This is a genomic window from Streptosporangium nanhuense (assembly GCF_059358815.1).
The window spans coordinates 13,297-28,053 of record NZ_JCADBG010000048.1 but is presented as its reverse complement, the minus strand read 5'-3'; the positions used below and the strand labels follow the sequence as shown (position 1 = coordinate 28,053).

The 14,757-nt window shown below is 66.9% G+C and carries 9 protein-coding genes and 2 pseudogenes; 2 read left to right on the top strand and 9 right to left on the bottom strand.

Annotation, left to right across the window (positions count from 1 at the left end):
- Positions 1-454: pseudogene (locus AC5L38_RS42890) on the top strand (hypothetical protein); the annotation flags it as partial.
- Between the two features lie 122 nt (positions 455-576).
- On the opposite strand, the gene AC5L38_RS42885 reads toward AC5L38_RS42890, so the two are convergent.
- The 5 genes and pseudogenes from AC5L38_RS42885 to AC5L38_RS42865 all read right to left on the bottom strand — a co-directional run bounded on the left by AC5L38_RS42885 (position 577) and on the right by AC5L38_RS42865 (position 8,667).
- Complete coding sequence (locus AC5L38_RS42885) at positions 577-1,218, bottom strand: tetratricopeptide repeat protein (protein WP_495248568.1); 642 nt, start codon at positions 1,216-1,218, stop codon at positions 577-579.
- A gap of 132 nt (positions 1,219-1,350) precedes the next feature.
- A pseudogene (locus AC5L38_RS42880) lies at positions 1,351-1,461 on the bottom strand (IS5/IS1182 family transposase); the annotation flags it as partial.
- 56 nt (positions 1,462-1,517) lie between these two features.
- The gene (locus tag AC5L38_RS42875; RefSeq protein WP_495248567.1) at positions 1,518-2,006 is read right to left on the bottom strand and encodes a hypothetical protein; all 489 of its coding nucleotides are present in this window, start codon (positions 2,004-2,006) and stop codon (positions 1,518-1,520) included.
- Positions 2,007-2,084: 78 nt separating this feature from the next.
- A complete protein-coding gene (locus tag AC5L38_RS42870) occupies positions 2,085-6,746 on the bottom strand; it encodes a DNRLRE domain-containing protein (RefSeq protein ID WP_495248566.1) in 4,662 nt (1,553 codons plus the stop codon).
- A gap of 1,336 nt (positions 6,747-8,082) precedes the next feature.
- Positions 8,083-8,667 carry a TetR/AcrR family transcriptional regulator gene (locus tag AC5L38_RS42865; RefSeq protein ID WP_495248565.1) on the bottom strand — a complete coding sequence of 195 codons (585 nt, stop codon included), beginning with the start codon at positions 8,665-8,667 and terminating at the stop codon, positions 8,083-8,085.
- Positions 8,668-8,813: 146 nt separating this feature from the next.
- Between AC5L38_RS42865 and AC5L38_RS42860 the strand changes: the two genes are divergently transcribed.
- Positions 8,814-9,869, top strand: a complete 1,056-nt coding sequence (locus AC5L38_RS42860) for an aldo/keto reductase (RefSeq protein WP_495248564.1) — start codon at positions 8,814-8,816, stop codon at positions 9,867-9,869.
- A gap of 171 nt (positions 9,870-10,040) precedes the next feature.
- On the opposite strand, the gene AC5L38_RS42855 is transcribed toward AC5L38_RS42860, so the two are convergent.
- From AC5L38_RS42855 to AC5L38_RS42840, 4 genes are all read right to left on the bottom strand, one after another.
- On the bottom strand, positions 10,041-10,721 hold the full coding sequence (locus tag AC5L38_RS42855) for a YdcF family protein (protein ID WP_495248563.1): 681 nt from the start codon (positions 10,719-10,721) through the stop codon (positions 10,041-10,043).
- Between the two features lie 10 nt (positions 10,722-10,731).
- A complete protein-coding gene (locus AC5L38_RS42850) occupies positions 10,732-11,796 on the bottom strand; it encodes a hypothetical protein (RefSeq protein ID WP_495248562.1) in 1,065 nt (354 codons plus the stop codon).
- A gap of 998 nt (positions 11,797-12,794) precedes the next feature.
- On the bottom strand, positions 12,795-13,919 hold the full coding sequence (locus AC5L38_RS42845; RefSeq protein ID WP_495248561.1) for an FAD-dependent oxidoreductase: 1,125 nt from the start codon (positions 13,917-13,919) through the stop codon (positions 12,795-12,797).
- Between the two features lie 338 nt (positions 13,920-14,257).
- Positions 14,258-14,635: a hypothetical protein gene (locus AC5L38_RS42840; protein WP_495248560.1), complete on the bottom strand. Its 378-nt coding sequence runs from the start codon at positions 14,633-14,635 to the stop codon at positions 14,258-14,260.
- Positions 14,636-14,757 lie beyond the last annotated feature (122 nt).

The window sequence follows — 14,757 nt, the reverse complement described above, 5'->3', positions numbered from 1 at the left end:
CGACCGCGACCGCTGGCGCGCCGTCATCCGCGACGTCGAGAAGGCCTTCGCCGAGGAGGGCACCGGAGCCGCCATGCAGGCGTTCGCCACCGGGTTCGACAGGACCGGCCACGAGCACGAGGAGGCGGCCACCCACGGGGAGCAGGGAGAGCCCACCCCCGAGATGGCGGAGGCGATGGCCCGGATGGAGAAGAACACCGAGTTCTTCATCGGCTACGAGGTGCCGCCGTTCGTCAGCTACCTCCCCGACGTCGACGCGCTCCGGGTCTCCTCGGCGCGCGTGGTGATGGTGGCCGGCGAGGAGTCGGAGGGGCAGCCGCCCTACCGGGCCTCCTTCGTCGTCGCCGAGCAGATCGGCGGGCGGCACGTGATGTTCCCCGGCGACCACGGGGCCTTCGGCACCCAGCACGAGGCGTTCGCCGCCAAGCTCGACGAGGTGCTGTCCAACCCCTGAGGTGACCGGCGAGGGGCTTTCCAGCCCCTGAGGTGACGCGGCCCGACGGCCGTCTCCCGGTGACCCGGGCCGGGAGACGGCCGCGACCGCCACAGGTCTTCCTCGACGGCGGCGAGGTCCGCCTACACGCGGGTGCGGGCCTCCTCGATCTGGCGCGCGATGTTCCTCGCCCCGCAGGCCTCGGCGAGGGCGCCTCCCTCCTCGGCCAGCGCGAGCGCGTCGTCGCGGCGGCCCTGCGCGGCGGCGATGTAGATCAGCCCGACCAGGTTCGCGGCGACGCCCGGCAGGAAGCCGAGCTCCCGGCGGAGCCGCACCGACTCCTCCAGCCGCTCCCGCGCCGTCTCCAGCCGCCCGGCGGCGTGCTCCGCGGTCCCCAGGTGCCGGAGCGCGTACGACATCAGCAGCTTGTCACCGGCCCGCGCCGCGAGCTCGTGCGACCGTTCGAGGAACGGGACCGCGGTGTCGTGGTCCCCGCGGACGACCTGGTGGAGCAGGCCGACCCAGAGCAACGACTCGCTCTCGCCGCGCGGGTCGCCGAGCGCCCGGTAGAGCTCCGCCGCACGCTCGAACAGCGCCAGCTCGCGCGGATCCTCGTTCCCGTCCTCGAAGAAGCGCGCGTGCATGATCCGGCCACGGGCCAGCGCGAGGCCGGCCTCGACCGCGTCCAGCTCCCGGTCGGCCACCTCCAGCACCCCGGCCTCACCGTCGAAGACCGCGCGTTCGTAGAACAACCTGGCCCTTTCGAGCCTTTCCTCAGCACTCATCCGCTCGACCCCCGTTCATCCGGATCCGCCCGCCGCGCCGAACACCGTACGCGCCGGACGAGGCGCGACACCAGCCTTCCGGCCGCCGTGAGAGCGTGGAGTTCACGCAGGATGCACCAGGTTCTCAGTACGCGTTCGCACCTGGATGTGCATGCCGTGCGTCTTATGGATGCCGGAGTGGCAGGAGCGGCTGGTGGCCACTTGGTCGATGGGGACGAGCGTGCCGTCCAGCATGACGAAGGCGTGTCCGGCGCAACCGGATGTCGGCCCGAGTGAACGTGCACTTGTGCCGGCGGTGATCAACATGATGGGGAACAGTCCTGCGGCAGCCAGAACTGGAGCGTAAAAAGGTTGATCCGATAGATGTCGCGGGGAAAGCCCGGGTCCCGATCGTTGTCGACGAGCTTCGAGCACACGCGCGTGCGCCATAGTGTCATCTCCTGACCCAGGTCAAAATCCGGGTAGTACCTCATTTCGCCCATGTAGTTACCCACCCCGCAGATCCGGCCGGATGCCATGAAAAGACTGCCGGTCCACAGCTCCTCCCATGCCGGGGCGATGGTGGCAGGGCCGTCCCATAGTTCGTAGCGCGCGTAGACCCTGGAGTCGGGTTCCGCGTACACGATGATCGCGTTCGGCCCCGTGGCTATCCGCCGGCCCAGATCGGGCTCCCTCATATCCCTGATGCCAGGCTGCATGGGGCGCAGGTCTTTGGCGGCCTCTAGGTCCGCGAAGCCGAAGAAGTCTTGTACTTCTATTCCGTCGGAATGTTCGGTGAGGATGGTCATCGCATCTCTTGTTTTTCGGGGAACCGGGCCGGTGGCCCACGCCTGTAATGCGGGCGCGGGCCACCGGCGGCTCCTGGCTTACTTGAGTCGCATGTAGAACTTGTCGGTTCTAAGAATTCGGTTGTTGGAGTACCAGGCGGTCAGTACCTTCCCATACCCCTGATTCTGAGCTTTGCTGAGCATTTGCACGGAAAAATTATGTCGTGGCTTGGCGAATGCGGAACCTTGCTCGGTTGCTGCGAATGGGAACTCGTCGCATTCTAGGTCCTTTTGTCTGGTGACAGACTCCCCGAACTCCAGTACGCAGACCGCGTGTGACAGGGCCTGACTGGCGTTGCGGTCCGGCGAGTATCTTGAGCGCGTCAGGGGGTTGCGCGGGGTACCGCCAGGAATTGCCTTGGCCTGGGTCAGGTCGGGGAAAGCGACACCGCCGCGGGCGGGATTGGTGTGCGAGCCAGGGGTCAGCGCCCGTTTGATGTGGTCGTACACCTGGTCGACCTTGACATTCTTTTCGTTCACGTCGTTCCTGGCCAGAGACTGTGCGGGGATCGCGTCCATACTTACGCAACCACCCACCAGGTTCTTGTTTGAGTCCCTGTTGTGCCACGAGATGAGCGACGATGTGTCACACCTGACGGTGAAGGACCGGTGTCCAGGTGCGCTGTGCAGGCCCTTGTAGTTACGGGCGAGCATAGGAGTGATCGTGCAGGAACCGATTTTGTCCGGGCCCTCCGCGACATCGGTTCGGAAGCGCTCGGTTATCTGCCATTCCTGCGTTGCTGCCCTCCACTGGTCGGGCGTGGCGTAGAGCGTGATCCCTGTGGTGGACACGCGATCGCAGGCGTCGTTGCCGCTGGGGTCGTCCACCTTGGTATAGAACTTATGCGGTGTATTGGCAAGGACCCCGGAACTGCTGGTGATCCAGATATGAGTGGTGACCTCGAATTCGCGGCCAGTCTGACTTGTTGTTACTCGCATCAGCCGCCTGCCGAGCACCTCCCCGATCGGCGGACCTTCGACATTGCCGATCTTGTTCCGGAAGCGGCTTACCCACGGACCTTCATTGCAGTATGCGAACCGATTCTTGGTGTATCCGACCCAAGACTTGGTTGTAGGAGCAGCCTGACACTCGGAGAAGGTGACGGGCTTGGCGATATCTTTGTCCGTGGGAAGGAACCTCTTGATCTCGTCTGCCGTCGTGTCCGCTGCGGATACAGTCGAGTTCTCGGTGGTCCGGCGTCGATCGGTCGTGGCCTCAACCGTGAACGGCTGCCACTCTGACCAGTCGCCGCCGACTCCTGCCACCGACACCCGAGCCCGCCAGCGGACCTGCCATCCGCTCTTCAGTTTCCCGGCGGGCACCTGGATCTCGGCGGCGGCTCGCGATGCCCCTTCCCGAGTGTCCGCTTTACCTGTCCAGATGACCCCCCTGCCCTGGGTCGGGCTGCTGGGGGTATGCGCAATTTCCACCGCCACTGACGCATACGGGCCGAGCGAGTCCGGCACGTTGATCAGCAGGGAGGGTTCGTCAGTGGAGACGGACGCCTGCCCCTTATCCGTATCCGCTCCGCGTATCCTTAGCTTGTCGGCGACAAGGGCCGTGGGGGCGGCTTTTCGCGCGGCCTCGGTGGCAGAACTCCACTCGTAGTTCGTGAACCACCACGTGTGCGTGTCAATCATGGTATTGCTGGCTGCGTCCCTCGCGCCGCTTACCTCTGCCCAGTAGTAGCTGTCGAGCAGGGTAGAGGGAGTGAAGGTCAGCAGCCTGCCGTCCGCGCTCATGCTTGATGTGCCGGAGACCTCCTCCTCGGTGAAGATGTCGATAAGCGAGAGCTGGGCGTTCGTTACGGGTTCGCTGAACCGTGCGGTCACGTTCGCGTCCGCTGGCACGTTGCCGGTGTCGTTGGCCGGGCTGACCTCCACCACCTCGGGCGGTGTGGTGTCAGATCCACCAGGGGGCGTCGGGGTCGGCGTCGGAGATGAGCCGGGGCTGTCGATGTAGGTCACAGTCAATCTAGGAAGGCGCTCCTCGTCTGCTCCTGACCGGGACGAGTTGAATCCCCTGTCGAAGAGCGGTGCCGTGGCCGATTCGTCGGCGCTTTGCAGGACCAAGCCGTGGTTGGCTTGCGCGGAGGTCCACGCCTGGGCGATACCGGTCACCGGCCACCTCCAGGCAGCATCGACCGGCGGATCGTCCTGGCATGGTTCGGGATCGCGGGCGGTTGCCTCGTTGACGCTCGTGCTGGCGGGCTTGCCAGCCCATGTCAGCGTGCCGGTGCTCCACGGTGCGGTGATCTGCTTGGCGATTATCCCCGAGTCGCTGTCTCCACAACCGTAGGAGTCGACGTTCCACAACTGGAGCACTGCCGCGGTGACCTGCTTTCCGGCGATGGCGGTGGTGTCGAAGCGCAGGTACGTGCGCTCGGCGATCTTGTAGTTGCTGTCGTACGTGCCCGACCACAAGGTGCCACTGGTGTCGTCGAAAGACTCTGTGCTGTCGATCCAGGCGTCGTCCTCCAGCGGCAGCGTGACGGTGTGTTCTTCGCCTGGCTCTGGAGTAGTTCCCCCGTGACTGAGAAGCTTCAGTTCGTCGGCGTACAGGGTTACCGGGGTTCCGGGATCGGCTGTCGCCGACAGCCGAAGCTGCGCCGTGACAGCGTTCGCCGGTGGGGCTTCGGTCGCGTTGATCGGGGCCCATGTGTCACCCGTCAGGGTGTGTTCCGTCATGCTCGATCCGACCAGGCTCCCTGCCGCGTTGAACCAGTCCACACCCCATTGGACGGTGACGTTCCCGCCCACGGGATAGAACCACCCGGAGGTTGCGTGCTGATAGTTCCACCGGATGGGAATACCGGGTTCGGAGCGGACCGAGACCTCGCTGCCCTCCGCCACGGTGACCTTTGCCGAGGCGGTTCCACTGGATTCATGAGCCCTGTCCGTGGACCTGTCCAGGATGCCGCCGGTAACCGTCCACGGCGCGATGTCCGTCTCGAAGTACGGATTGGCGTTGAGGACCGTATCCGGGGCAGGCGGAGTCGGCACCGGATTCGGGGTTGGAGGCGTTCCTGTGTCGCCATCGGGCTCCGGGTCGAACCCCTCGACCAGTTCCTCGTCGGTGAGTCCACTCGGGTAAGACGCGTCCATTGCGTTGAGGTCGACCGAGCTCCCCCGGGCAGCGGCAGCCTCCTGCGCGGCCTCCGGGGTGACGGTGCGGCCCGGAGCCGTCTCGCCGTCGTAGACGGATGATTCCGCCCACGCCTTCTCCTCCGCGTACGACGTAGAGGGAATGGGCTGGTCCCCTGGATAGTCGCGGAGGAAGTGGATCTCCTCCGTGACTGGCGGAGGCGTGTAGCTGATGAACAGGACGGGGCCGCGGGGTTCGCCCGGCCAGCCGTCGTAGCCGCCGTACTCGAATGAGCGGTACCAACGCCAGTTGGTGGGCACGTCCTCGCTGGCGGAGCTGAGCTGTACGCCGTAGTCGGGAGCGCCGTTCATCCAAGCTTGAACCATGGGCTCGATGGTGTGATAGAGCTCCCCTTCGCCTTCCGGGCAATTGACGCCGTAGGCGCCGCGGTTGGCGTCCTGACCATTGAAGGTGATCGACGGCTGGTTGTTCCACCTCAAGTCGGACATCGACCAGTCACTGGTGATCCGTCGTGCGACGATACCCGCGGTGTTCGTGTCGCTGCAGTTGTTGGTGTCGTAGTTCCACAGCCGCAGGTCGGCGTTGCCACCCGCGGCGGGGTCAATGGTGCCGCCCTCAAGAGGAGTGCCCTTGATGTTGAAGCGGATGTAGCCCCGCCAGGTGACGGTGCCGCTGTTGGACTTGCCGACGATGATTCGGTTCAGGGCGTTGTTGGTGGAACCGGTGGGGTAGGCGGCGTTGTTGACGAAAGTGTCGCCGTCAATGCCGGTGCCGGTCCAGGTGTCGGAGGCGGCGGCCACGGTGACCGGGTAGACAACCGCGGGATCTGCGAGAAACCCGGCGTCGGGGGTGATCACAAGGGTCTGCCCGGTGGCGTTGTGCTCGACCGCGATGGCCGCGGTGCCGGTCCGGCCGGCTTCGATGTTTTTCGACGCGGCCGCGTCTGTCATCGGTACTGCGGCGAGATCGGCGATCTTCTTGTTGCCCTTGTCGGCGAGCAGGGTAAGTCGGCCGGAGGAGTCCTTGTCGTAGCTCATGCCCGCGGGCAGGTCGACCTTGATTCGGGCCTTCATCGCGGCGGTGGGCCGCTGGCGGATCACGATCTCCTGGTAGAAGCCGGTCGGGGTGGCGGTGACGACCAAGTCGACGCCGTGGCCGTAGGCCGACGGGTAGGTGGCGGTGTTGCCGGACAGTTGTGGCTTGTGCAGCTTGCCGGTGGCCGAGATCGCCGCCTTGCCCTTGTCACTCTGGGCTTTCACCAGCGCGGTGTTTCCGCCCGCCGACAGGGTCAGCTCACCCTTGACCGCCTTGGGCTTGATGACACCGCCCTCTTCGACCAAGGTGGTGTCGATCGCCTGCCAAACGCCGTTTTTCTGGACCCGAATGGGGGTGGAGTGTAGTTCAGTGTAGAGCGTTTTGCCATCGGGATTGGCAAAGGTAGTCGAGTTCTCTGCTCGGTAGGACTCGATCTCGACCCGCTTGTTCTGCTTTTTCGCCTGTTGCCGTGCGATGCCCACCGGGTCGGGAGCCACTGTCGACGTTGCCGTAGGAGCAGTAGGAGAAGAAAAGGGTTCGGCGACGGCGGGTGCTGCCATCAAGGAGGTTGACAGTCCAAGAGCGACTATCAGGGAAGTACGGCGGTAGTTGCGGGATAGTGCGCCGGTTTTTGGTCGGTGTGTGTTCACTCCGGCCTTTCATGATCGAATTGATCAAACCGGGTGATCTTCGCATGAGGTCAACGTAAAAGTAAAGATCATTTAGGTGTGCAAAAGTTTACTAAGAGTGACTGTGGCGCGAGAAGGCTACGCGCAGTAGGGGCAGGGCACGCGATCCTCGATTCCGGCATGGTTGTTGAACGCCTTTGAAGTGGGCCGTTTTCTCAAGGAGAAGACGCGGTGACGCCGCTGTCTTACTCGTGCACTTCACGCCTGCGAAGCCTGGACCGCTGTCCCGGCCGTAGTCCGTCTCACGGGGTGCACGGGAGTGAAATCCACGAGTGCTCGCGCGGTGCATGTGTAGCCGTTCGAACACGCCGTCTCCAGGCTGTTCAGTGAACATCTCACCCTGCCTCGCGTATTTTGAGGTCCCTTATGACTCGGACACCAGCGGTGCCATCGGGTTCCTGTACTTGGCGGCTGGTGGCGCCGCTCGCGAATCTTTTCACCCTGAAGTCATGACTCGGAACAGGTGAGCCGACGGAGGGGAACATGCAGGCCGCTGCCGAACGGGTCGCTGAGCGATCTCGGTTCAAGTGGCTCCACATCGCCGCTCCCGAGTCGCGGGTGAGAAGGATAAAAGACTCTCTGTGAGAAGCGTGTGCAACCGCTGATTCTCAGCGGTTGCACACTGAGTCATCTCCAACCTGGCGGTCCTGGTCGGCGAGGCTTCACGCCTCGCGGTAGCGGATGAGAGAATGCTCCCGATAAAATAGCGGCCGACCAAGATTTAATGCTCCAACCGGGAGCTTCGCCGCCGTTTTACGGTGTCTCAATTTCACTGCTCGGCTACACGTCGATTCGTCGGCCGAGCTCATCGGCGCGGATCGCCTTACCGATGAGCAGTCGTGCGATAGCGGCAAACACGAGCGGCATGGAACGAACATGTAAGTGTCAGTCGATCCCATGGGGCAGCTGGTGTGGGTTTTCGCCGGCACGGCCGGGAGCCGTACACGACGTGACTGTCGCTTCCACGGTCGGCCTGATCGGGGCCTTGACCGGCGCCAGCGCGAAGACTTCCGTGGACAAGGGCTACGGGGGGCGGGCGGCACGATCCGCATGCCGTTCAAACGACATCGTTATCGGCCCTGATCGTCGTGTGGACAGTGGGACATCAACCGCGCCCAGCCGTGCCAGAGCCATCGGTGAACGTACAGTCGCGACTTCGAAGGGCTGGAAAGCGTTGACCAAGCCACACGGTTACCCGCATCGGCCTCTACCGGAGTTGCTCCTGGAGAAGGGCTTCGGCGATCTGCCGGGCGTCCTCGACGGCTCGGAGGTCGTCGCACGAGGTCGCGAGTGCCCTGCCGCCCTCGTAGACGACGGCGAGGTGGCGGGCCAGCCGTTCCGGATCCCGCGCGCCCGCTTCGGACGCCGTCTCGACGAGCCTGCGCAGGAAGTTCGCCTTGTGCCGCTTCACCACCTCGGCGGCCTGCGGCATCTCTCCCGCGGCCTCGACGGCCGCGTTGTGGAACGGGCAACCGCGTACGACGGACGTCTGCGGGCCGGTGCAGAAGATCGCCAGCAGGCGCTCGGCGGGGCCGAGGTCCGTGCGGTCCAGCTGCCGCTCCGGCGGCAGCGCCTCCTCCGTTTCGAAGCGGCGCAGATATTCCTCGACGAGCGCGTTCTTGCTGGGGAAGTGCTGGTAGAAGGTGCGCGTCGACACGTGGGCGGCCTTGGTGAGCCGTGCGATGCCGGTGGCGTGGATGCCCTCTTCGTAGAAGAGCCTGGCGGCGGTTCTGAGGATCCGCTCGCGTGCTCCCCGGCCTCCGGAGGTCTCGGCGTCTGGTGATGTGATCACACCTAAGTATAGCGATCGTTTTACTTTGCTCCTCGCGTGCACTACGGTCGGTAAGTAAATCGATCGTTTTACATCGTGTCGTCGACGGACACGCGCTCGCCGTGTGATCTTCCGTCCCGGCCGTTCCAGACACAGGGGGTTCACTCGTGCGATATCTGACCTTCGGCCGCAACAACGGCCTGCGGGTGTCGGAGTACGCGCTCGGTACCGGCACCTTCGGCACCCGATGGGGCTCGGGCAGTGACACGGCCGACATCGCCAGGATCGTCGACCGGTTCGACGAGGCGGGCGGCACCTTCATCGACACCGCCGACGCCTACCAGTTCGGAGAGTCCGAAGAACACCTCGGAGAGCTGCTCGCCGGGCGGCGCGATCGCTTCACGCTCGCCACCAAGTTCTCCAACGGTCTCGACCTGGCAGCCGGGGTGATGGGGACGGGCAACAGCCGCAAGAGCATGGTCCAGGCGGTCGAGGGGAGCCTGAGGCGGCTGCGGACCGACCGGATCGACCTGCTGTGGGTCCACTTCCCCGACTCGGTCACCCCCGTCGAGGAGATCGTGCGCGGCCTGGACGACCTGACCCGCGCGGGCAAGATCCTCTACGGGGGCCTCTCCAACTTCCCCGCCTGGCGCACCTCCCGCGCCGTCACCCTCTCCGAGCTCCGCGGCTACGCGCCGATCGCGGCCGTGCAGTTCGAGTACAGCCTCGTGGAGCGCACGGCCGACCGGGAGATCCTGCCCATGGCCGAGGCGCTCGGCCTGGGGGCCGCCCTGTGGTCACCGCTCGCCGGTGGGCTGCTCACCGGCAAGTACCGGACCGGCGAAGCGGGCCGGCTCACCGACTGGCAGCGGCTCGTCCACACCGAGGACAGCGCGCGCAAGACCCGGGTGGTCGACGAGCTCCAGGCGATCGCGGGTGAGCTGGGCGTCCCGTCGGCCCAGGTGGCGACGGCATGGCTCCGCGAACTCGCCGCGCGTGCCACCGTCGGGTACGTGCCGATCATCGGCCCCCGCACTCCCGCGCAGCTGGAGGACTACCTCGGCGCGCTGGACGTGAGCCTCGACGCCGAGCAGTTCCGCCGCCTCGACGAGGCCGGTCGTCCGGAGCTCGGCCAGCCGCACGAATCGGCCGCCGCGCAGACCCAGTACCTCCTCGGCGGCCCGGACGTCGACTTCCGCCGCCCGACGGTTCCCGTGGCTTGACCCACGACGCGGTCCGCGTGAGATCACGACCGCACCGGTCCCGCGACGGAACCGCCCACGACCGCCGAACGGTGTGACCGCACTCGCTCGACGAACTGGTCACACCTCAAGGAGCCGCACGAGAACGTCCTCCAGCCCGGTGCGCGGTGGCCGCGTCGGCGGGAGGATCGATCACTCGCCTGCCCGTCCGTCGGTGGGCATGAGACGGCTGACGAATCCGGCCCGCAGCAGACGGTCGTAAGCGGTCCGCACGTGACCGGGGACGTCCTGCTCGACGGCGAAACCGAGCCCGGGGTATTCGATGACGCGCTGGAGGTCGCCGACGAGCATGTCGACGACCAGACGCTCGTCGCCGATGGATTTCACGTAGTCGTCCAAAGCAAGAGGCTCGGAGGCGCACACCACATCCACCTCGGGCCAGACCCTGCGGCAGGTCGCGAAGGCGCGGCGTTCCATGTACGGCTTTGAGATCAACAGGACGGAGTCGACTCCCAAGGGCGTCAGCAGCTCGCGGGAAAAGGCGATGTTGTCGCCGGTATTGCGGGCGCGGGGCTCCACGATGATGACCTCTTCGGGGACGCCGAGCCCGATCGCGTGTTCCCGGTAGTGCACGGCCTCTCCCCGGGGAAACCTCGCGGCGGTGGTGGGGCTGGTGGCGCCGCTGAAGACCAGGGTGGAAAACAGGCCGGCGTGATAGAGGCGAGCGGCGAAAGAGGCCACCCCCAGGTCGTGGCTGCCGAGCCCGATCGCGGCCGAGCAGGGCCGAACCTCGTGGTGCATCCGGTGGTAGTCCCATATCGCTTCGGCGTCGGCCCACTGCTCGTCGCTGACGGCGGCTCGCTCGTCGGTCACGGGTCCTCCTTCAACGGTGGTGGTTCTCAAGGATTGTCCTGATGCTGCCGAGCTGGTGCGCGAGACCATAGCGGGTCGCGGTCCGCGCCGTTTGGTCCAGGAGTGCGAGTCCTTGATCGCTCGTGGCGCGGTCGCCGAGCAGGATGTGCGCGTGAGCCGTCCGCAGCCGTACGCGTTGCAAGGGCGCCTCGCCGACGCCGTTGGTCAGGGCGACGTCCATGTAGCGAAGAGCCTGGTCCAGTTCGCCTGCCCCGCGATGGGCGAGAGCGAGCTTCTGGTGAGCCACCGACCAGTCCTCGACCTCGTCGAGATCGTCGAACTGGTGAATGGCGCTGTCCATCATCCGTACGGCGCGGTCGTGATCGCCCGCCTTGCTCAACGCCGTACCGATCCAGAGCCGGGACCGTGCGCGATCGCGCGGGCTCAATCGCTCATCCGCCGCCAGAGCCTCATAGCCTTGCGCGGCGGTACGTAGATCTCCGGACATCTCGGCGATCACCATGAGAGACAGCTCGACCTGTGCCACCCGGCGGGGAATCTCCAGCTCGGAAAAGATGGACATCGCCTGGCGGTAGGAACGCCGTGCGGAAAGTGGGCCGGTCAACGATCCCTGATCTCGCCGGGCGTCTCCCAGAAGCACCAGCGAGCGTGCGTGAAGGTACAGACCCCGGGCGTCCAGGTCGTCGGCCGGAAACCTCGCAAGCCAGCGGTTGAGGAGAGTGTCCGCCAGTTGGTAGTCCTGATGACTCAGCGAGATCGCGGACCGCTCCAGGTCGTCGGTCCAGCTCTCGTAGTCCCAGTCAACGGGCCAGGCGTCACGGACCGGCACGAGGATCCCGGCGTCGGAAAGCAGCCGCTGGAAACGCACCCGCTCGGCCGCGGTCAATTGAGTCAGCACCGTGTCGAGCACGGCCTGGGTGTCCGGGCGAGGCCGGATGCTCACGCCGTGAGCCTCCCACTTGGACACCGTCCGCACGGCCACGCCCAGGTGATCGGCGAAGGCCCGCACGCTCAACCGCTTGGCCGTTCGAAGTGCGCGAGCCTCCCTGCCTGTCCATTCACGCACTGTGAACACGGCTTCACTCCTTTCTTCGGCCTATCGAAACACACCCGCCTCTTCTGGTTCCTCGTAAGTGCAACGGAAGTGCCACACACGGTCGTTTCGCCCTCGCGCCTCTGCCGGGCATGCTCGATCGCAGGTGAGAGCCCTTCATCCCGGCTCTCACACCTCCCTGCGGACGAGGTGATGGAAGTGATCGTGGCGGCCACCGGCTCAGCGGGCGACGACTCGTCGAAGAACACCGAGAGGTACGGCTCGGTCCCGCAGTCACTCGGCGTTGGATTCCGGCCCACCGGTGCCGGCCTTTCCGACGGCTGGCATGTCATGGTGCGCGTACTGCCTCCCGGCTCCGCCTCGCGACGAGCCAGAATCCTGCTCAACGAGGTGTTGTCGAGGGCGGGGGTCGACGCCGAGGCTCTGGGTGACGCCGAGAGCGCCGTGGCCGAGCTGGCGGCCAACGCAGAGGAGCACGCCCGCGGGCCCTTTGAGCTGCGCGTCGTTTTGTGGACGGCAGCCCGGCCTGGTGTGAGGTCGTCGACGGCGACCGAGACCTCGGTGACATTCCCGCGATCCTCGATCGGCTCCGTTCCCGCGGTGACAAGCCTGGCCTTGATCTGTGGGAGGAGCACGGCCGGGGACTGCTACTCGTGCATCTGCTGTCCGGGGGCCGCTGCCAGGCGTATCCGACCCGGATGTGCGCGACCGGAGCGCCCGGAAAGGCCGTCGCCTTCGCTCTGCCCTTCAGGACCAGTCCGCCGTCGAGCGCCCCCGTGCCGATGGGCGGACCGTCCCGGAAGGCCGGTGCCCACCTTCCCACGCATCCCTGGGCACCGGCCTTCCCCGATCATCGATCATCCACCTGACCTCAGGCCCGTTGAGACGATCGGGAGGCACGCCACCGTCTGATTCCCCTTTCCGGGGGAAGGTCGGCGGCGGCTCGAAGAGACCGCCCAAGGGGCCGCGTGAGCTGCCCAGGTGGGAACCCTCTCAGCCTGGCGCGCGGGGCAGATCCTTCAGGTGAAGCGGCGCAATGCGAAGCGGGGGTGGGGGTCGGTGTGGCCGAGGGCGAGGTCGGCGGTCATCCGGCCGATCAGGGGGGCGAACTTGGCGCCGTGGCCCGAGCAGGGGGAGGCGATGACGAAGGGGCCGACGCGGTCGAGGACGAAGTCCTCGTCAGGGGTGATGGTGTAGAGGCAGCTCGCCTCGGCCACCGGGGCGGGGTCGAGGCCGGGCAGCAACCTCCGGACGTGGTCGGTCACCACGGCGCGGGAGGCCGGGTCGACGACGCCGTCCCTGGTGGTGGCGGTGACGGGCTTGCCGAAGTCGTGCTGGGCGACCTTGACCGCGGGCGGGGAGCCGCCGTCGCCGCCCGAGGGGAGCCCGTAGATCTGCGGGCCGTCCGTGTGGACGAAGATGGGCCAGCGGGCCTCCGGGTCGCGCGAGCGGAAGTGGAAGACCTGCTGCTGGGTCACCCGCAGCGGGGGCAACCCCACCGGCACGCCGAGTAGCCCGGCGAGTTCCGGCAGCCAGGGGCCCGCGGCGACGACGACGGTGGCGGCGGTCACCTCCGGGCCCTCGGTGCGCAGCCGGACGCGTCCGCCGGGCAGCGGCTCCGCGCCGGTGACCCGTACGCCGGTGATCACCTGGGCGCCCAGCTCGGCCGCCCTGTTCGTCGCGGCGGCCACCGTCGCGTCGGCGTCGGCCGTGCCCGCCTCCGGGTGGTGCAGCACCGGTCCCTCGAAGCGCATGAACGGCCACCGCTCGGCCGCGGCGCCCGGCGAGAGCAGCTCGTGCGGCACGCCCGCCTCCGCCAGCAGGCGGGCGAGCCCCTCGGGGTCGCGTTCCGCGCCGTGGTCGACGCCGCCGGTGACGCGGAGCAGCGACGTCCCGGTGTCGTGCTCCAGCTCGCGCCAGAGCTCCCCGGACAGGCCGGTGAGGCGCACGTACTCCGGGTCGGCGTAGGCCCGGCGGTAGATCCGTGACGTGCCGTGCGAGCTGCCGCGCCGGTGGCCGACGTCGTACGCCTCGATGAGGGTGACGGCGTGACCTCGGCGGGCGAGTTCCCACGCCGTGGCCGAGCCCATCAGCCCCGCGCCGATCACCGCGATCTCCGTCTCGATCCGGTCGGGGGTGCTCATCGGCGGCTGTCCCTTCGGGCGCTGCCGTCGTCCTCGACGGCGGGGTTCTCCACGGGGGCGATCCTAGGCGACCACGTGAGAACGGCTCCGGCCGGACCCTTCCGGGCCCGGCCGGAGCCGGTCTTTCCTTCGGGACGCCGATCAGGGGACGCTGATCGGGCGCCGGCGATCACGGGGGACGGTGATCACCGGCGTGGGGTGAGGGGGGCCTGGGCGGGACAGAGACGATCACGGGGACGGTGATCGTCAAGGGGAAGGTGCCTTGGGGGAAGGCGTCTCGGGGGAAGGGAGTCTCAGGGGGAAGGGAGGAGCGGGGAAGGTGTCGCGGGAGGTGGTGGTCAGCTGACGTTGGCGCAGATCGCGTAGACGCTGATGCCCACGTCGTTGTAGCCGGGCTGGCGGCCGAGCCCGATCCAGCCGCCGCCGTCGTCGGCGGGGAAGGAGCCCACCAGCACGGCCTGGTTGCCCTGCGCCTCGGCGCCGCCGCCGACGGCCTTCTTCCCGGCGGGGCAGCGGACCACGCGGCGCTGGAAGTTGGGTACGTTGGCGTTCGGCAGCTTGACGAGCTGGTAGCCGGTGAAGTCGGCGGTCGCGGGGGCGGCGGGAACGGCGGGCACGGAGGCCGTGGCGGGAGCGGCGACGGTCATCGCGGTCAGACCCGCGACACCGGCGGCGGCGATGCTCAGCGCGACGGTCGTGAGCTTCCTGCTTCGCATGTTGTCTCCTGGGGCAGGGGGTGCCTGAGTGGTCACGGAAAGTAAATTGCTCGTCACGCTCCGTGTCCAGCATTGATTTTGTCACTGCCCCGCCAGTTGCGCCCGCCTCGGTGATCGGGCAT